The following is a 17386-nucleotide window of genomic DNA, read 5'->3' as shown; positions in this document are numbered from 1 at the left end:
ATACCTAGTGGAGAATGTGATTCTCCACCTAGTGGAAGGGCCCTCCCGATGTTCTCGGCAATACTCCTCGATAAGAGCGGTTCGGAAACGAAGGTCTCGTTGACCCGTGTGTCCGACAACGAGCTCCCCGACGGTGACGTCACCGTCGACGTCGCGTACTCCACCCTCAACTACAAAGACGCGCTCGCCATCACCGGAAAATCGCCGGTGGTCCGATCGTTTCCCATGGTGCCCGGCATCGACCTGGCAGGCGTGGTCGCCGAGAGCAGCCACCCCAGCTGGTCCCCCGGCGACGCGGTGGTGCTCAACGGCTGGGGCGTCGGCGAAACCCACTGGGGCGGTCTCGCACAACGCGCCCGGCTGCGCGGCGACTGGCTGATCCCACTCCCGGACGCGTTCACCGCACGGCAGGCGATGGCGATCGGCACCGCCGGATACACCGCGAGTCTGTGCGTGGAAGCGCTGGTACGACACGGCGTCGATCCCGACGACGGCGAGGTCCTGGTGACCGGCGCGACCGGTGGTGTCGGCAGTGTTGCCATCGCCCTGCTCACCGCGATCGGCTACACCGTGGCCGCGGCCACCGGCAAGCCCGCCGAGGCCGGCTATCTGAAGGATCTCGGCGCGAGCACCATCATCGACCGAGCCGAACTCGTCGAGCGTGGAAAGGCATTGCAGAAAGAGCGCTGGGCGGGTGTGGTCGAGGCCGCGGGCAGCCACACGCTGGTGAACGCGCTCGCGCAGACCCGCTACGACGGTGCCGTCGCCGCGTGCGGTCTGGCCCACGGCATGGATCTGCCCGGCACGGTCGCCCCGTTCATTCTTCGCGGGGTCACCCTCTACGGCATCGACAGCGTGCAGGCGCCCACACCGCGCCGCACGCAGGCGTGGGCGCGGCTGGCCCGCGACCTCGATCCGGCCGCACTCGAATCCATCGCCACCGAAGTGCCGCTGGGCGAGGCGATCTCGGCCGCGAACCAATTCTTCGACGGCACCGTGCGTGGCCGTCTCGTCGTCGACGTCAACCGCTGAACTGGAGAATCCTGTGGCCACGAAAAGGCGCACCGCCGCAATCGAACTCGACCTCACAGATGTGGACCACCGCGTCGGCAAGCCGGTCGGTGGCGGGCAACTATGGGATCCGTGCAGCACCTCCGACATCCGCCGCTGGGTGATGGCGATGGACTACCCGAACCCGCTGCACTGGGATCACGAATTCGCGGGCAGTTCCCGCTACGGCGGGCTCGTCGCGCCCCAATCCATCGCGGTAGCACTGGATTACGGACACGGAGCCCAGCCCGCGTGTGTCGGGCGCATCCCGGGCAGCCATCTGATCTTCGGTGGCGAGGAGTGGTGGTTCTACGGCGCGCCGGTGCGCCCCGGCGACACCCTGTTCCAGGAGCGGCGTTTCCACGACTACTCGGTGGCCGACACGAAGTTCGCCGGACCCACGATGTTCTCGCGCGGTGACACCACCCACCGCAATCAGCACGGCGTGCTCGTCGCCAGGGAGCGCTCCACCGCCATCCGCTATCTCGCCGCGGAGGCCACCAAGCGTGGCATGTACGACAACCAGCTCGGTGCGGTGAAGCGGTGGACCCAGGACGAACTCGTCGATGTCGACCGCCTGCGCCACGAGTGGATCCTGTCCAACCGCGACGGGATCTCACCGCGTTTCGACGAGGTGAAGGTGGGCGACGTGCTCCCGCGCCGGGTGATCGGCCCGCACAGCATCGCCAGTTTCACCACCGAGTATCGGGCGTTCCTGTTCAACATCTGGGGCACCTTCGGCTGGACGGCGCCCGAGGGGCTCGATGACCCGTGGATCAATCAGGATCCCGGCTGGACCGACGGATTCGGGTTCGACGAGGAAGGCGCGCGGATCGACCCGCGCAAGCGCGACGGCCTCTACGTCGGCCCCTCGCGCGGCCATATCGATGCCGACAAGGCCGGTGAGGTCGGGATGGCGAGGGCCTATGGGTACGGCGCGACGATGGGTGCCTGGTGTACCGACTATCTCGCGTACTGGGCGGGCAACGACGGTCTGGTCCGGCACACCAAGGCCGACTTCCGTGGTCCGGCGTTCGAAGGCGACGTGACCTATTTCGACGCCGAGATCATCGGCAAGGAACCCGATTCCGCGTGGGGTGTACCCCTGGTCCAGGTGCGACTGAAACTCACCAACCAGGACAACGCCACGCTGGTGACCTGCACCGCCGAGATCGAACTGCCATGCTGAATTCGCCTGCCGCCGCGGCGATCGCGGTCGGCCCGCCGCTCTCCGACGAACCCGGCCTGGGAACGCTCACCCTGCCCGGTTTTCTGCGCGAGGTGACCGAGCGGTTCGGCGACCGGCAGGCGCTGCGCGCGCACGATGGCACCGGTGTGACCAGCTGGACCTACCTCGAGCTGTGGGACCGTGCGGTCGAGGTGGCGCGTGCCCTGCGTGCCTGCGGTGTCGGCAAGGACACGCGGGTCGGGGTCCTGATGACGAACCGGCCGGAGTGGCTGGCCGCGGTCTTCGGTACTTCCCTGGCAGGTGGGGTCGCCGTCGCACTGAGTACCTTCTCCACCTCCGCCGAGCTCGACCATTTGTTGCGGGTTTCCGATGTCTCGGTGTTGCTGTTCGAACGGCAGGTCGCGCGAACCGATTTCGTCTCGGTGCTCACCGAACTCGAACCGGCACTGGGTGATTCGTCTGGGGCCAGGTCAACGGCGTACCCGTTTCTGCGGCACCTCGCCGTAGTCGGTGAGTCGGCACCCGATACCGCGATCGAGACGTGGTCCGACTTCCTGGCTCGGGGCACGTCCGAACCGGCCGAACTGATTGCGGCCACCGCGAATTCGGTCCAGCCCAGCGACACCGCGGTGATCTTCTTCTCGTCCGGCACCACCAGCAAACCCAAGGGCATTCGCAGCGCCCATCGTGGTGTCGCGGTGCAGATGTGGCGATTCGGGCGCATGTTCGCCTTCGACCCACACGACACCGTGCGATGCTGGGCCGCCAACGGCTTCTTCTGGTCCGGCAATTTCGGGCAGGCGCTGGGCGCGACGCTGGCGGTGGGCGGAACCCTGGTGCTACAGCGCCTGTTCGACGCCGCCGAGGCGGTCGCGCTGTTCGAATCGGAGCAGGTCACCTTCCCGGTGGCCTGGCCGCACCAGTGGGCCCAGCTCGCCGCCGCGCCGAACTGGCCGGACGCCGATCTGAGCAGCCTGACATTCGTGGATCGCGGCACGCCGGCCGGCACGCACCCCACGGTGCGGACCGACTGGACCGAATGCGGCCACGCCTACGGCAACACCGAAACGTTCACGATCTCCACCTGCTACCCCGCCTGCACACCCGACGAGGTGCATGCGGGCAGCAGCGGAATTCCGCTGCCGGGGGTGCGGGTGAAGATCGCCGACCCGCTCACCGGGGCTGTCCTCGACCGCGGTGACAGCGGTGAGATCTGCATCAAAGGGCCCACACTCATGCTCGGGTACCTCGGCACCCCGCTGGACGAAACCCTCGACACCGAAGGCTATTTCCACACCGGCGACGGCGGTTACCTCGACGACGAGGACCGGCTGTACTGGACGGGCAGGCTTACCGACATCATCAAAACCGGTGGGGCCAACGTCTCGCCGCTCGAGGTGGACGAACAACTGGCCCGCTATCCCGGAGTGAAGATCGGGCGCACCGTCGGCGTTCCGCACGACACCCTCGGTGAGGTGGTCGTCGCCTGCGTGGTGCCGCGACCGGACACCCACCTCGACGGTGAGCTGCTGCGCGGATTCCTGCGTGAACGTCTCGCCAGCTACAAGGTGCCCCGGCATGTGCTGCTCTTCGCCGAGGACGACTTCTCGCTCACCGGCAGCGCCAAGATCAAGTCGGCCGACCTGCGGGAGCTCGCCGCCGCACGGCTGGCGCAGTAGCCCGGCACAGTCACCGAGCCGCACCCGCGGCGCCGACGATGTCGCCGCGGTACCGCCCGGTGATTGTGCGCGCGAGGGGTTCCCACGCCGACAACGGAGTCGGGGTCGGAGCCTCTCGCGCTTCGGCATCACCGCCCCGACGCGTCCAGCGGGACCAACGCGTCGCGTCCAGCGGCAACTACGCTTCGCGCGCAGCGGGACTACTGGTAGCTGGCGGGCTGTGTCTACTAGTGTGCCGAAGAAACTACGCGTCGCGCGCAGCAGAACTACGCGCAGCGCAACTACGGGCAGTGGGCAGTGGGCAGTGGGCAGTGGGCAGTGGAAACTTACACGTAGCGGGCAGCCAGTGTCTTCCGGTGGGTCGCCGGTGTGCCGAAGAGTGCGCGGTTCAGGGTCGCGCGTTTGAGGTGGACGTGTACGCCGCTGTCCCAGGTGTAGCCGTATCCGCCGTGCAATTGCATCGCGGCCCCGGCCACCCGCACCGCGGCACCGGTTGTGTACGCCTTGGCCACCGCTGCGGCGACTGCCGCGTCCGCCGCGCCGTCGACGATCGCGCGGACAGCGGCGTCCACCAGGTGCCGCGCGAGGGTCACCTGGACCAGCATGTCCGCGCAGGCGTGCTTCACCGCTTGGAACGAGCCCACCGGTCGGCCGAATTGTTCACGCACGCGCACATATTCGACCGTCGCCGCCAGCATGGCATCGGCCGAACCGAGGGAGTCGCACGCGATGGCCACGGCGGCTCGCGCCCGCAGATCCGCCGGTGTGCCTCGGAAACGCCACACGGCCCGCACCGCGGCTCGGTCGGCGATCACCGTTGCCGCCGACCGGGTGGCATCGACGAGTGGTACCGGAGTGATCGACAGGCCGGGGGTACCGGGCGCCACGGCGACGAGCAGCCAGGTCCCCGCATTCTCGCGCACGGGAACGAGCAGCAGGTCGGCCGCCGACGCGTCGAGCACGAACTCCGCCGAGCCGCTCAATCGAGGTTTGGCGGCGGATTCGAGGACGAATGCCGGGTCGGCGTCACTGCTCGCGTCTAGTACCAGCACCGGCAGCACTACCCCGGCGATCGTCTCGCGTACTACCCTGTCGCGCAGCGCATCCGCTGCCACATCGACCAGCGCGGGCACCGACAATGCCAGCACGGTGGGTAGTGCGGTAGCAGCCGCGGCGCGCCCCACCTCATCGAGCAGCACCGCCACTTCGGCGAAAGTGGCTCCCGCGCCGTCGAATTCGACCGGCGCCGCCAAGCCGGGCCACCCGGCACGAGTGACGGTCGCCCACGACACCGGATCGGGTCCCGCCTTCTTCAGCACTTCCCGTGCGAGAGTGCGTAGTTCGTCGTGGAACTCGGCGAATTCGTTCATCGTTGCCCCGCTGCTGGTTCCCGAGGCAGCCCGAGGCCGCGCTCGGCGATGATGGTCCGCTGGATTTCGCTGGTGCCACCGGGAATGGTCCACTCCCAGGAGCCGACGAAGTCCAGCACCCACGCACCGGACTCCCAACCGCCCGACATCGGCTTGCGCAATACCGTGTGCGCGCCGACACCGCCCAGCTCGGCGCCGAAATCGGTCATGCGTTGCAGCAGTTCGCTGTAGTACAGCTTGATGATGGACGCGTCGGCCGGGCCGACCGTGTTCGTTTCGTGCCGCAGCACCAGGTCACGGCACATCGCGCGCAGTCCGGTGAGCTCGATCTCCAACTCGGCGAGACGATCGCCGACCACCGGATCGTCCAGCGCCCGACCACCGGGGCCGATCCGCGCGGCATCGGCGACCAGCCACCGGAAGCCGGCATTGCCGAGTCGTTCGGCCAGTTCGAGCATGGTCAGCCCGCGCTCGGCGCCGAGCGTGCGCTGGGCGACCTGCCATCCGGCGTTCTCGGCGCCGACCAGATTGCTCGCCGGAACCCGCACCTGATCCAGGAAGATCTCGCAGAAGTGGGATTCGCCGGTGGCCTGCCGAATCGGTCGCACCTCGATACCGGGGCTGCGCATGTCGACCAGGAAGTACGAAATCCCTTGTCGGGCAGGAGCAGACGGGTCGGAGCGGGCGAGCAGCAGGCACCAGTGCGCGTACTGCGCGCCGCTGGCCCACACCTTCTGCCCGGTGATCACCCAGTCGTCGCCGTCACGGCGGGCCGTGGTGCGCAGCGCGGCCAGGTCCGAGCCCGCGTCGGGTTCGGAGAAGCCCTGCACCCAGATCTCCCCGTCGAGAATGGCGGGCAGGTGTCGCGCCCGCTGTTCGTCGGTGCCGGCCGCGAGCAGCGTGGCGGCCGCGTGATGGATGGCGACGAACGCGAGCACCAGGCGCGGCGCGTCGTGCGCGGCCAGTTCCTGGTACAGCACGATCTGGTGCGACACCGGCATGCCACCGCCGAATTCGGCGGGCCAGTGCGGCACCGCGAACCCCGCCGCGCGTAAGCGCTGGAACCAATCCTGTTGGAACCGCGCGAATTCCGCGTCGGAGGCGCCGGTCTGGGTCTGCCGCCACTCCGCCGGAATGTGCTGGCGGCACCACCGGCGGACGTGCTCGCGGAACTCGTCGAGATCCTCGGGCCAGGCGTGGGGCTGGATTACGGCTCGCGTCATCGGGTGTGCCGTCGCAACCCGCGCAGGCGCTCGCGGTGTTCGTCGGTCTGCATCGACACCACCTCGGCGGCGAATCCCGCTTGCAGCGGACCGGCCAGCGCCTGGGTGAGGTACATGTTCACCACCCGCTTGGTGCCGCGGATCGCCTCGACCGGCTGAGCTGCCAGGCGGTGCGCGAGTGTACGTGCCTCGTCCAGCAGGGTGTCCGGGGGCGTCGTCCGGCTCGCCAGGCCCACCGAAACCGCCGTGGCAGCGTCGATTCGGTCACCGGTGTAGAGGAATTCGCGGGTACGCAGAATCGGGGTGAGCAACGGCCAGAAGGCGGCGCCACCGTCACCGGCCACCAGCCCGACCGCGACATGCGGATCGGCCAGATATGCCGTCTCCGACATCAGCACCACATCGCAGAGCACCGCGATGCTCGCGCCGAGACCGACCGCCGCACCGTTCACCGCGGCGATGACCGGCAGCGGGAAGCGCAGCATCTCTTCGATGATCTCCGCGCCTTCGCGGATGCTCTCGTCCCTGGCCGCCGGATCGTCGAGAAAGGAGGTGATCCAGGCCAGGTCGCCGCCGGCGCTGAAGGCCCGGCCCGCCCCGGTCAGGATGACCACCCTGGCCTCGGTGTCGGCGGCCAGCAGTCGCCATACCTGGGCCAGCGCGCGATGGAGGTCGGCGTTCACCGCGTTGAGTTCGTCAGGGCGGTCGATCAATACCGTGCGGACCGGGCCGTCGGCGGTCACGGTGAGTCCGGGGGGCAGTGTGTCGGTCATCGGTTCACGCTCCCTGTGGGTCGGAGAACGGCCCGGCCAGCCCGCGGGTGCCGATCCGACGGGTGAGCAGGTCCTCGGTGCCGGTGATTCCCAACGGCAATCGACGCAGCGGCAGACTGTGCCGCGACAGCCACGACAGCGGGGATTCGTCACAGAAACCGAGCGCGCCGTGCACCTGATGCGCGACACGGAAGACGATCTCGGCGGCTTCCAGCGCGGCCAGCCGCAGCGCGAGCGCGTCGGCCACGGCATCGGGTTGCCCGGTCTGAATGCTCCACAGCGCGTAGCGCGCGAGCATCTCCACGCCCTTGCGCTCCACTTCGGCGTCGGTCAGCTGGAACTGCACGGACTGGAACTCCGCCAGCCGCTTGCCGAACTGTTCGCGCACGAGCACGTGATCACCGGCCAAGGCGAGCGCGCGATCCAGCATGCCGAGCAACGTCCAACACGGCAGTGCCACAGCCAGAGCCAGGTCATCGATACCGTCGGCGTCCATCGGCCGCACCGCAATCGGGGTGACGAACGCCGTCTCGCGTGCCGTCCCCCTCGCGGGCAACGCGGTGACCGAACCACGCCGCCCATCAGGGTCGATCGCCATGATCCGCAGCGTGAGGCCACCTACCGCGGCAGCGGGTTGCGGCCCCGCCACAACGAACAGAGCGTCGGCCCCATCCGGCCGGGCGAGCCGCTCCGCCACCGGATATGGAGTGGCCCAGTAACCCGCACTGCGGCACAACGCCGCGGCCGCCTCCAGTTCCACCGGATCCCGGCGCGGCGCCAGCTCCCACGCACCGAGGCGCGACAGCACCGGCTCGACCAGTGCACTCCGGTTCGCTGGTTCGATCTCCGCGGCACGCACGAGCTCGTCCCCACCCGCGGCACCCAGCGCACGCAGCACCTGCGTACCGAATTCGATTGCCTCATCAGCCAATTCGAGGTTCATCGGCCCCTCTCCCCGCGGCGGAGGTACAGCCGCCATCACACGCGAGCCCCGGTCTCCCTCTTGCGGCACCGCTGCCATACCCATGCGAGAACCCCCCTCTCCATCCAGCGGCGGTGCCGCCACACCCACGCGGCGACCCTGCTCTCCCCTCGGCGGCGGAACGGCCGTACTCACGCCGGAACCCCAGCTCGCCGAGTGCCGAACAGCAACGCGCGTGCCAGCAGGATCTGCTGCATCTCGATACTCCCCGAGGCCACGGTCGCCGCGTTGGCGTACCGCCAGTGATCGTCGACCGCCCGGCGGAACAGTCGCCGCGCGCCCTGTTCGTCGGGCAGGTGCGCGGCGAGTTCGGACAGCAGGGCCGCGCTCTCCTGATCCAGCCGGGTGACCGCGATGCGGTAAGCGGCGGCGTCACCGGGCGCGACGGCGCCCGCGCTCTGGGTGGCCAGCACCTGATAGGCCAGCAGCCGGGCCCGCCGGGCCCGGATGAGCATGCGTGCCCACCGGCCACGCAGCGCTGCCGGAATGTCGTCCCAGCGCGCACCGATCACGGTCGGTGCCAGCTGCAACAGCCGTTCGCAGCGGGCGTAGCGAGCGATGCCGACCCGTTCGAAGGCCAGCACCTCCTGCACCACCGCCCAGCCTTCGTCCACCCGGCCGAGCACATCGGCTGCCATGGCGGGTACGTCGTCGAAGAACACCTCGTTGAGGTGGTGCGGTCCGAGCATGGAACGAATCGGGTGTACCTCGATGCCCGGCGCCGACATCGGCAGCAGAAACACCGTGAGCCCCTGCTGCTTACGGCCACCATCGGAGGTGCGGGCCAGCAGGAAGCACCACTGCGCCATCGTGGCGTAGGAGGTCCAGATCTTCTGCCCGCTGATGCGCCAGCCGTTTCCGACGCGGCGCGCCGAGGTGCGCAGCGAAGCCAGGTCCGAACCTGCGTCCGGCTCGGAAAACCCTTGGCACCAGATCACTTCACCGCCTGCGATCGGCGGCAGATGCTCGTGCTGCTGTTCGGCGCTGCCGTGCCGCATGATCGCCGGGCCCACCCAGTTGACGCCCATGTACTGGGCCCCGCGCGGTTCGTGATGGGCCCACATTTCCTCGCGGACCACGGTCTGCTCCCACACCGAACTGCCACGCCCGCCGTAGCGTTGCGGCCATGCCGCGCAGAGCAACCCACGATCGGCGAGCACGCCACAGAACCGCTGCGCCGTCGTGAGGTCCGCGGGCTCATCAGTGAACGCGCCGAGGAAACCGTCGGGAACCTGTGTGGCGATCAACTCGCGGAGCTCACCGCGGAGACCTGCGGCGGCATCACCCATGGTGAAGTCCATGCCACGCACGGTATCCAATCCTCATAAGGATAGCAATATTTGTGGGGTCACCGGCGTCGCGACTAGACTGCCCGCCATGGCGGATGCGACGACTCGGGGAGCGGCACGCACTGGGCGGGTCGCATGACAGGCGCACGCCAGACCAGGGTCCCGCAACGCCGAATCGCCGAGACGGTCGCCGACGAACTCCGCGCCCGCATCCTCACCGGGGACACCGACTACCGGCTACCGACCCAGGACCAACTGGTCCAGGATTTCGGTGTCAGCTACCCGTCGATCCGTGAGGCACTGCGCATTCTCGAGACCGAGGGCCTGGTCACCGTCCGCCGCGGCAATGTCGGCGGCGCGGAAGTGCACCGGCCGGACGAGACCTCGGCGGCCTACCATTTGGGCCTCGCCCTACAGGGCGCCCGCGTGACACTCGGCGACCTCGCCGCCGGACTTCGGATGCTCGAACCCTTGTGCGCGGCCGCTTGCGCCGACCGCGCCGACCGCGCCACCACAGTGGTGCCCGCACTGCTCGAGAATGTCGAAAAGTCGGCGGCGCTACTCGGCAACGGCGTCGAATTCACCCACACCGCCCGCGAATTCCACGATCTGATCGTGGCCCACACGCCTAATCTCACGGTGCGCAACATGGTCAGCGCCCTGGTCACACTGTGGTCCACACAGGAAGAGGCATGGGCGCTCGAGCTCACCCAGCAGGGTGAGTACCCGTCGCACGAGGGGGCGGACGCGGCCGTGCGCACCCACCGGCGCATCGCGGGCGAGATCGAGGCGGGTCGCGCCGCCGAGGCCGAGCGGCTCTACCGCAGCCATCTCGCGGCCACCCAGAGCCTGGTGCTCGATCGGTTCAACTCCGACATGATCACCGCGTCCAAGCAGGGCGCGCGGCCACGGTCGAACACTCGACCCTGAGCCCGGCACATCACCCATACCCGGCGATTCGCCGATATCCGCACGCCTTACTCCGGCCGTTCGATAATCTGATTCTCATGTTCTCGCATACGCTGTTCTTGCAATTTCGACCCGAATGACGGCGTAGGTCCAGGTCAGCGCACCCCAGTACGTCACCCGCCGGGGTCACCTTGGCACATACCCCCCTGAGCTGCACATTCGAGGGCAGAATCCGATATTGCAATCCTTATGAGGATTGCCGTACTGTGGCCCGCAACACATCTGATCCGACCGTATGGGAGGGCCCCGTAGTGACCCGAGGGGCGCGCTACAGCAGCGATACACCGTTCACCGTCGCCGAAGGCTGGCGCCTGCAACGACTAACACCGCCGAGCCGACTCTTCGGCGCCAACGGACTGCGCACCGGCGCCGACGACCGCATCTATGTGGCGCAGGTGGCGGGCAGCCAGATCAGCGCACTCGACGTCGCCACCGGCCGGCTCGAGACCATCAGTGCCAAGGGCGGTGACATCGTCGCCCCCGACGATCTCGTCTTCGACACCGAGGGCAATCTCATCGCCACCGAGTACATGGACGCCCGCGTCAGTGTGCGGCACCCCGACGGCACCACCCGCGTCCTGCGCGACGACCTGCCCGGCGCGAACGGCATCACGTTCCACGAGGGCAGACTGTTCGTCAACGAGTGCCGGATCGGCGGGCGGCTCATGGAACTGCCGCTCGACGGCAGCGCGCCGCGCGTACTGGTCGACAACCTCCCGATGCCCAACGCGATGGAATTCGGCCCCGACGGACTCCTCTACTACCCCGTCATGGGCACCAACGACATCTGGCGCGTCGACCCGAACGGCGGCGAGCCCGAACGTGTCGTCGGCGATCTCGGCGTCCCCGACTCGGTCAAGTTCGACGCCGCGGGCTTCCTGGTGTCCACCCAGGTCGGCACCGGTGAGGTGCTGCGCATCGACCCGCGCACCGGCGACCGGCAAGTGCTGGCGAATCTCGCTCCCGGACTGGACAATTGCACGTTCGTCGGCAACCGGCTGTTCGTGTCGAGCTTCACCGGCGCGATCACCGAGATCCTCAGCCACGGCGCCACCGCACCGATCCTGGCGGGCGGACTGATGTGGCCGCTCGATCTCACCTTCGGCCACGACGGCAACCTCTACGTCGCCGACGGCACGTACTTCTACGTCCTGCGGGCGGGCGAGCTCGAACCGGTCGCCTCGCTGTTCAGCGTCAACACCCCTGGTTACGTGCGCGGCGCCACCTCGGTCGGCCCCGGCGAGTTCCTCGTCTCGACCTCGTCGGGTGAGATCGCCTACTACCGGCTGGGTCCTGAGCCGAGCACCGAGATCGTGGCGCAGGGCTACGACCAGCTCTACGGCATCGCCACCACCGCCGATCACGTAATCGTCGTCGCCGAGTTCGGTGCCGGCCGGGTCATGTCGTTGCACGGCGGCCGGGCCGAGGCGATCGCGACCGGGCTCGCTGGTCCGCTTGGTGTGGCTTTCGGACCGGACGACGCGGTCCTGGTCTCCGAATCTGGTGCGGGGCAGGTTGTTTCGATCAAGGACGGCCATGTCGACGTCGTGGTCGACGACCTCGATACACCGCACGGCATCCTGGTGCGCGGCACGCAATTGTTCGTCGTCGACGTGGGTCTGAAGGCCGTCATCGTTGTCGATCTGGAGACCAAAGCGCGCCAGACGCTGGCCGCAGGGCTGCCGGTCGGCGTGCCAGAGGGTGTGGTCGCCAAGCCGCTGCTGGGCACCCCGCCGTTCTCCGGACCGATGGGCCCGTTCGCGGGCATCACCGCCGGACCGGACGGCACCCTCTACCTCTCGGCCGACGCCGAGGGCAGCGTCCTCACCCTGAATCAGGAAGCGTGACAACGGCTATGGCGCACGACGGCCTCGGCCTCGACGGACGCATCGTCATCGTATCCGGCGCTGGCGGCGGCGGCATCGGCACCGCCGTCACCGCCATGGCGGCCCGCGCCGGCGCGACCGTCATCGCGGTGAGCAGGTCGACCGAGAACCTCGACACCCACATCGCGCCCCTGGTCGCCGAGGGGCTCCCGGTGATCCCGGTCGCCGCCGACGCGGGCACCGACAAGGGGATCGCGACCGTGCTCGACCGGGTCGACGCGGTCCCCGGCACCCTGCACGGACTGGTGAACGTGGCCGGTGGCGCCGACCCGTCGCAATGGATGCCCGCCGTCCGGATCACCCGATCCGACTGGCACGACCTGTTCGCGCGCAACCTCGACACGATGTTCTTCATGAGCCAGGCGGTCGCCAGGGAGCTGCGCGCACGCGAACTACCCGGTTCCATCGTGTCGATCTCCTCGATCAGCGGCATGAACTCCGCACCGTTCCACCTCGCCTACGGCACCGCCAAGGCCGCCCTGGTCGCCGCGACCAGGACACTCGCGGTGGAACTCGCGCAGGACGGGATCCGGGTCAACGCGGTGGCGCCCGGCGTCACCGAGACACCGGCCTCTCGCGCCTACGTCGGCGAGGACCCCGACCGCGATCGCCGCGCCATCACCATGGGCAGGCGCGGGCAACCGGACGAACAGGCAGGCCCGATCCTGTTCCTGCTCTCCGATCTGTCCACCTACATCACCGGCCAGACGCTGCTCGTGGACGGCGGCCTGAACCTGCGCTGGACCCATCTCGGCGAGGACCACACCTCGCTGTTCCTCGAGAACGAGGACTTCCGCGCCGCCATCACCCGCTGACCACCCCACGGTTTCTCCAGGAGGACCTCATGACCGAAACCGCCGAGACCACCGGCGATCCCGCCGCGGATCCGCTGTCGACCCCGAAGACGATCGGCGTCGAGGCCTACATTTCCCCGGAGTACGCCAGGGCCGAGGGCGACCGCCTGTGGGCCAAGGTGTGGCAGCAGGTCTGCCGGGTAGAGGAGATTCCCCGGGTCGGCGACTATCTGACCTACGAGATCGCCGCCGACTCGATCATCGTGGTCCGCACCGCACCCGACACCTTGCGCGCCTACCACAATGTGTGCGCGCACCGGGGTCGCCGGCTGGTGGACACTCCCCCTGGCGCGCACGACGGCCGCGGCCAGACCCGCCAGTTCACCTGCAGCTTCCACGGCTGGCGCTACGACCTCGACGGCCGCAACACCTTCATCGCCGAACGCGACGACTGGCCGTGCGGTCTCACCGAACGCAACGACGGACTCGCCACGGTGCAGATCGACACGTGGGGCGGCTGGGTCTGGATCAATATGGACCCCGAGTGCGAGCCGCTGCGCGACTACCTCGAACCCGCCGCGGGCCTGCTCGAGCATTTCGAGCTGGAGAAGATGCGCTACCGGTGGCGCAAATGGCTGACCTTCGACTGCAATTGGAAGGTCGCCTTCGAGGCGTTCATGGAGACCTACCACGTCCCCTACACCCACCCGGAGTTCTCGAACTTCGGCTCCTTCCTCGGCTGGGCCCGCGCACAGGGCAAGCACAGCAATATCGGCTACGACGCGCCGAAGGGGATGGAAGAGAACCAGGCGAAACTGCGGGTGGGCGGCGGTGCCGACGCCAGGGTCTCCACGGCCCAGTTGCAGAACTTCACCTGGGAGAACGCCAATACCAACACCACCCGCACGCTGGTGGACGTGGCCAACCGGCTCGTCGACGAGCTGCCCGAGGGCACCCCGTCCGATCAGGTGCTGCGCTACTGGCTCGAAACGGCCAGGGCCGAGGACCAGGCGCGCGGCGTCGACTGGCCAAAGGTCGAGCCCGACATCGTCGCCAAGAGCGGCACGGCCTGGCAGATCTTCCCGAACTTCCAGATCGGGCACGCGGTCAACAACATGCTTTGCTACCGGTTCCGCCCCTACGGCACCGATCCGGACAAGTGCATCTTCGAGGCCGCGGTGTTCGAGTTGTTCCCGGAAGGCCAAGAGCCGCAGACCGAATGGGAGTACACCCCGGTCGGTGACCCCGGCTGGCGCACCGTGCTGCCACAGGACTTCGACAATATGGCCGCCGTCCAGCAGGGCATGAAATCGCGGGGCTTCTCCGGTCCCAAGCCCAACCCCTATCGCGAGCGCAGCGTGGTGAACCTGCACCACAACCTCTCCCGGTACATGGACACCGGCGCGCCCCGTGATCTCGCCTGAATCATCCACCCCAGCAAGGAAATCCGTATGAGCGACTGCGCACCCACGCAGACCCCCGACGTCGACGTCGAGGCACTCCGGGCCGTCTATCTCACCGAACGCGACAAGCGCGTGCGCACCGAGGGCCAGGGCCAATATCTGGTGACCGATGACGACTTCACCGAATTCTACGAGGGCGACCCGTACACCACGGTGGTGCCACGGGAACCGATCACCGCCGAGATCGGCATCGCGATCCTCGGCGGCGGCTGGGCGGGTCTGCTCGCCGCGGCCCGGCTCGAGGAGGCCGGGATCACCGATTTCCGGATCATCGAGCTGGCAGGCGATTTCGGTGGCGCGTGGTACTGGAACCGGTATCCCGGCATCCAGTGCGACACCGACAGCTACGCCTACCTGCCGCTGCTCGAGGAAACCGGCTACATGCCGACCGAGAAGTACGCGCGCGGTGACGAGTGTTTCGAGCACGCGCAGCGCATCGGCAAGCACTACAACCTCTACGAGCGGTCGATCTTCAGCACACTGGTGAAGTCGCTGCAGTGGGACGATGAGCTCGATCGCTGGCGGATCGGCACCAACCGTGGCGACGACCTGCGCGCCCGCTTCGTGATCATGGCGCAGGGCCCATTCAACAAGCCCAAACTGCCTGGTATCCCCGGAATTTCGGAGTTCACCGGGCACACTTTCCACAGCGCGCGCTGGGATTACGAGTACACCGGCGGCACCATGGGCGGCGGCCTGGACAAGCTCGCGGGCAAGAAGGTCGCGGTGATCGGCACCGGTGCCAGCGGCATCCAGATCGTGCCGCACCTCGCCGAGTCCGCCGAGCACCTCTACGTCTTCCAGCGCACACCGTCCTATGTCTACGAGCGCGGTGACGTGCCGACCGACCCGGAATGGGCGGCCTCCGTGCAGCCGGGCTGGACCCGCGAACGCAAACGCAACTTCCACACCGCCGCGTTCGAGGCGTTCACCCCCGGCCAGGCCGACCTGATCTGCGACGGCTGGACCGAGGTCAGCCGCAACCTCGAGGCGCACCTGAGCGCCACCGGCGGGTGGGCGACGCTCACGCCGGAGAAGTTCATGGAGTTGCGCGAGATCGAGGACTACAAGGCGATGGAGCGCGTGCGCGCCCGCGTCGACGAGATCGTCACCGATCCGGCCACCGCCGCCGCGCTCAAGCCGTACTACCGATTCCTGTGCAAGCGGCCGTGTTTCAACGACCAGTACCTGCCCACCTTCAACCGCGACAACGTGACCCTGGTCGATGTCGCGAAAACCAAAGGCGTGGAACGCATCACGGCCACCGGTATCGTCGCCGACGGCGTCGAACACGAGGTCGACTGCATCATCTTCGCCAGCGGCTTCGAGATCACCACCGACTTGGACCGTCGCTTCGGCATCGCGCCGTTCGCCGGCCGCGAGGGCCTCTCGCTCTACGAGCACTGGGGCGAGGGCTTCCAGACCCTGCACGGCCTCACCACCCCTGGCTTCCCGAATCTGTTCTTCACCGGGTTCCTCCAGGGCGGGGTCACCGCCAGCACCACCGACATGTTCGACCAGCAGGCCGAGCACATCGCCTACATCCTGAAACAGGCCGTCGACACCGATGCCACCACGGTCGAGCCGACGGTCGAAGCCACGCGCGACTGGGTGCGCACGGTGCGCGAAACCGCCGTCGACAACAGCACTTTCCAGCGCGAGTGCACACCCGGCTACTACAACAACGAGGGCGAGAAACAGATCCGCTCGCACCTCGGCGAACCGTACTGGCCCGGCTTCTACGCCTTCGGTGACCTCTTGCAGGCGTGGCGCGACGGCGGCGATCTGCCGGGTCTGGAGCTGAGCAGATGAGCTTGCGCTTCGACGGTCGCGTCGCGGTGATCACCGGCGCGGGACGCGGTCTCGGCCGCGCCTACGCGCTGCTGCTGGCCGCGCGCGGCGCCAAGGTCGTGGTCAACGATCTGGGCAGCAGCGTGCGCGGCGACACCGTCGAGGGCGATCCCGCCGCCGAGGTGGTGGCCGAGATCCGGGCCGCAGGTGGCGAAGCCGTCGCGTGCGGTGAATCGGTCGCCACGCCAGCGGGCGGACAAGCGATCGTCGACGTCGCGCTGACGAATTTCGGGCGGCTCGACATCCTCGTGCACAACGCGGGCAATGTCCGCTACGGCTCCCTGCGCGAGCTGAGCTACGACGATTTCGAATCGGTGCTCGACGTGCATCTGCGCGGGGCCTTTCACGTGGTGCGCCCGGCATTTCCGGTGATGGCCGACGCCGGGTACGGCCGCGTGGTGCTCACGTCCTCGATCGGCGGGCTCTACGGCAACAAGGGCGTCGCCAATTACGCGGTCGCCAAGGCCGGGATGATCGGGCTGTCGAATGTCGTCGCGCTCGAGGGCGCCGAATCGGGCATCACCAGCAATGTGATCGTGCCCGCCGCGGTGACCCGGCTGGCCGACGGTCTCGACACCTCCGCCTATCCACCGATGGGACCCGATCTCACCGCCCCAGCAGTCGGCTGGCTGGCCCACGAATCCTGCTCGATCACCGGCGAGATGCTGGTGGCCGTCGCCGGACGGGTGGGCCGCGCCTATATCGCCGAAACCCCGGGGGTCCATCGGCCCTCGTGGACGATCGAGCAGGTCGGCGAGCAGATCGACGCGATCCGCGACACCGCGAATTCGTGGATCCTGCCGCCGGTTCCGGCCGGTCACACCGAACACCTCAGGAAGAGTTTCGCGCTAGTCACGAAAGGCTAACC

Annotated in this window: 14 protein-coding genes; 9 read left to right on the top strand and 5 right to left on the bottom strand. The window is 68.2% G+C overall.

Features of this window, described 5'->3' with window-relative positions:
* Window positions 1-48 precede the first annotated feature (48 nt).
* From ACFVJ5_RS04930 to ACFVJ5_RS04920, 3 genes are read left to right on the top strand one after another with little or no spacing between them, the layout of a single operon-like run.
* Complete coding sequence (locus ACFVJ5_RS04930; protein ID WP_379218553.1) at window positions 49-1032, top strand: MDR family oxidoreductase; 984 nt, start codon at window positions 49-51, stop codon at window positions 1030-1032.
* A 13-nt stretch (window positions 1033-1045) separates the two neighbouring features.
* The gene (locus ACFVJ5_RS04925) at window positions 1046-2239 is read left to right on the top strand and encodes a MaoC family dehydratase N-terminal domain-containing protein (protein ID WP_379218552.1); all 1194 of its coding nucleotides are present in this window, start codon (window positions 1046-1048) and stop codon (window positions 2237-2239) included.
* Window positions 2233-3918 (top strand): class I adenylate-forming enzyme family protein, encoded by a 1686-nt coding sequence (locus ACFVJ5_RS04920; protein ID WP_379218551.1) that lies wholly within the window; start codon window positions 2233-2235, stop codon window positions 3916-3918. The genes ACFVJ5_RS04925 and ACFVJ5_RS04920 overlap by 7 nt, the downstream gene beginning before the upstream one ends.
* Window positions 3919-4244: 326 nt before the next feature.
* On the opposite strand, the gene ACFVJ5_RS04915 is transcribed toward ACFVJ5_RS04920, so the two are convergent.
* From ACFVJ5_RS04915 to ACFVJ5_RS04895, 5 genes are all read right to left on the bottom strand, one after another.
* Window positions 4245-5288 (bottom strand): acyl-CoA dehydrogenase family protein, encoded by a 1044-nt coding sequence (locus tag ACFVJ5_RS04915; RefSeq protein WP_379218550.1) that lies wholly within the window; start codon window positions 5286-5288, stop codon window positions 4245-4247.
* The gene (locus ACFVJ5_RS04910; RefSeq protein ID WP_379218549.1) at window positions 5285-6511 is read right to left on the bottom strand and encodes an acyl-CoA dehydrogenase family protein; all 1227 of its coding nucleotides are present in this window, start codon (window positions 6509-6511) and stop codon (window positions 5285-5287) included. The genes ACFVJ5_RS04915 and ACFVJ5_RS04910 overlap by 4 nt, the downstream gene beginning before the upstream one ends.
* Window positions 6508-7284 carry an enoyl-CoA hydratase/isomerase family protein gene (locus tag ACFVJ5_RS04905; protein WP_379218548.1) on the bottom strand — a complete coding sequence of 259 codons (777 nt, stop codon included), beginning with the start codon at window positions 7282-7284 and terminating at the stop codon, window positions 6508-6510. The genes ACFVJ5_RS04910 and ACFVJ5_RS04905 overlap by 4 nt, the downstream gene beginning before the upstream one ends.
* A gap of 4 nt (window positions 7285-7288) precedes the next feature.
* The gene (locus ACFVJ5_RS04900) at window positions 7289-8227 is read right to left on the bottom strand and encodes an acyl-CoA dehydrogenase family protein (RefSeq protein WP_379218547.1); all 939 of its coding nucleotides are present in this window, start codon (window positions 8225-8227) and stop codon (window positions 7289-7291) included.
* A gap of 170 nt (window positions 8228-8397) precedes the next feature.
* Window positions 8398-9567 carry an acyl-CoA dehydrogenase family protein gene (locus ACFVJ5_RS04895; protein WP_379218546.1) on the bottom strand — a complete coding sequence of 390 codons (1170 nt, stop codon included), beginning with the start codon at window positions 9565-9567 and terminating at the stop codon, window positions 8398-8400.
* 123 nt (window positions 9568-9690) lie between these two features.
* Between ACFVJ5_RS04895 and ACFVJ5_RS04890 the strand changes: the two genes are divergently transcribed.
* The 6 genes from ACFVJ5_RS04890 (at window position 9691) to ACFVJ5_RS04865 (ending at window position 17384) form a co-directional block, all read left to right on the top strand.
* Window positions 9691-10485, top strand: a complete 795-nt coding sequence (locus tag ACFVJ5_RS04890; protein WP_379218545.1) for a FadR/GntR family transcriptional regulator — start codon at window positions 9691-9693, stop codon at window positions 10483-10485.
* Between the two features lie 290 nt (window positions 10486-10775).
* Window positions 10776-12371, top strand: a complete 1596-nt coding sequence (locus tag ACFVJ5_RS04885; protein ID WP_379218544.1) for an SMP-30/gluconolactonase/LRE family protein — start codon at window positions 10776-10778, stop codon at window positions 12369-12371.
* A gap of 8 nt (window positions 12372-12379) precedes the next feature.
* The gene (locus tag ACFVJ5_RS04880; protein WP_379219784.1) at window positions 12380-13225 is read left to right on the top strand and encodes an SDR family NAD(P)-dependent oxidoreductase; all 846 of its coding nucleotides are present in this window, start codon (window positions 12380-12382) and stop codon (window positions 13223-13225) included.
* Window positions 13226-13254: 29 nt separating this feature from the next.
* Window positions 13255-14628: an SRPBCC family protein gene (locus ACFVJ5_RS04875; protein WP_379218543.1), complete on the top strand. Its 1374-nt coding sequence runs from the start codon at window positions 13255-13257 to the stop codon at window positions 14626-14628.
* 27 nt (window positions 14629-14655) lie between these two features.
* The gene (locus tag ACFVJ5_RS04870; protein WP_379218542.1) at window positions 14656-16479 is read left to right on the top strand and encodes a flavin-containing monooxygenase; all 1824 of its coding nucleotides are present in this window, start codon (window positions 14656-14658) and stop codon (window positions 16477-16479) included.
* Window positions 16476-17384: an SDR family NAD(P)-dependent oxidoreductase gene (locus ACFVJ5_RS04865; protein WP_379218541.1), complete on the top strand. Its 909-nt coding sequence runs from the start codon at window positions 16476-16478 to the stop codon at window positions 17382-17384. The genes ACFVJ5_RS04870 and ACFVJ5_RS04865 overlap by 4 nt, the downstream gene beginning before the upstream one ends.
* Window positions 17385-17386: the final 2 nt, after the last annotated feature.

The organism is Nocardia sp. NPDC127606 (assembly GCF_042671725.1).
GTDB lineage: Bacteria > Actinomycetota > Actinomycetes > Mycobacteriales > Mycobacteriaceae > Nocardia.
Note: the sequence above shows the minus strand (reverse complement) of the source record. Positions and strands in the feature narration are given on the sequence as shown.

What these genes read in the sequence shown, in the direction of transcription:
- ACFVJ5_RS04890 (WP_379218545.1), top strand. Translation starts at nt 9,691, where the DNA reads ATGACAGGCGCACGCCAGACCAGGGTCCCGCAACGCCGAATCGCCGAG.
- ACFVJ5_RS04870 (WP_379218542.1), top strand. Translation starts at nt 14,656, where the DNA reads ATGAGCGACTGCGCACCCACGCAGACCCCCGACGTCGACGTCGAGGCA.
- ACFVJ5_RS04905 (WP_379218548.1), bottom strand. Translation starts at nt 7,284, where the DNA reads ATGACCGACACACTGCCCCCCGGACTCACCGTGACCGCCGACGGCCCG.
- ACFVJ5_RS04895 (WP_379218546.1), bottom strand. Translation starts at nt 9,567, where the DNA reads ATGGACTTCACCATGGGTGATGCCGCCGCAGGTCTCCGCGGTGAGCTC.
- ACFVJ5_RS04920 (WP_379218551.1), top strand. Translation starts at nt 2,233, where the DNA reads ATGCTGAATTCGCCTGCCGCCGCGGCGATCGCGGTCGGCCCGCCGCTC.
- ACFVJ5_RS04900 (WP_379218547.1), bottom strand. Translation starts at nt 8,227, where the DNA reads ATGAACCTCGAATTGGCTGATGAGGCAATCGAATTCGGTACGCAGGTG.
- ACFVJ5_RS04910 (WP_379218549.1), bottom strand. Translation starts at nt 6,511, where the DNA reads ATGACGCGAGCCGTAATCCAGCCCCACGCCTGGCCCGAGGATCTCGAC.
- ACFVJ5_RS04930 (WP_379218553.1), top strand. Translation starts at nt 49, where the DNA reads ATGTTCTCGGCAATACTCCTCGATAAGAGCGGTTCGGAAACGAAGGTC.
- ACFVJ5_RS04915 (WP_379218550.1), bottom strand. Translation starts at nt 5,288, where the DNA reads ATGAACGAATTCGCCGAGTTCCACGACGAACTACGCACTCTCGCACGG.
- ACFVJ5_RS04875 (WP_379218543.1), top strand. Translation starts at nt 13,255, where the DNA reads ATGACCGAAACCGCCGAGACCACCGGCGATCCCGCCGCGGATCCGCTG.
- ACFVJ5_RS04880 (WP_379219784.1), top strand. Translation starts at nt 12,380, where the DNA reads ATGGCGCACGACGGCCTCGGCCTCGACGGACGCATCGTCATCGTATCC.
- ACFVJ5_RS04865 (WP_379218541.1), top strand. Translation starts at nt 16,476, where the DNA reads ATGAGCTTGCGCTTCGACGGTCGCGTCGCGGTGATCACCGGCGCGGGA.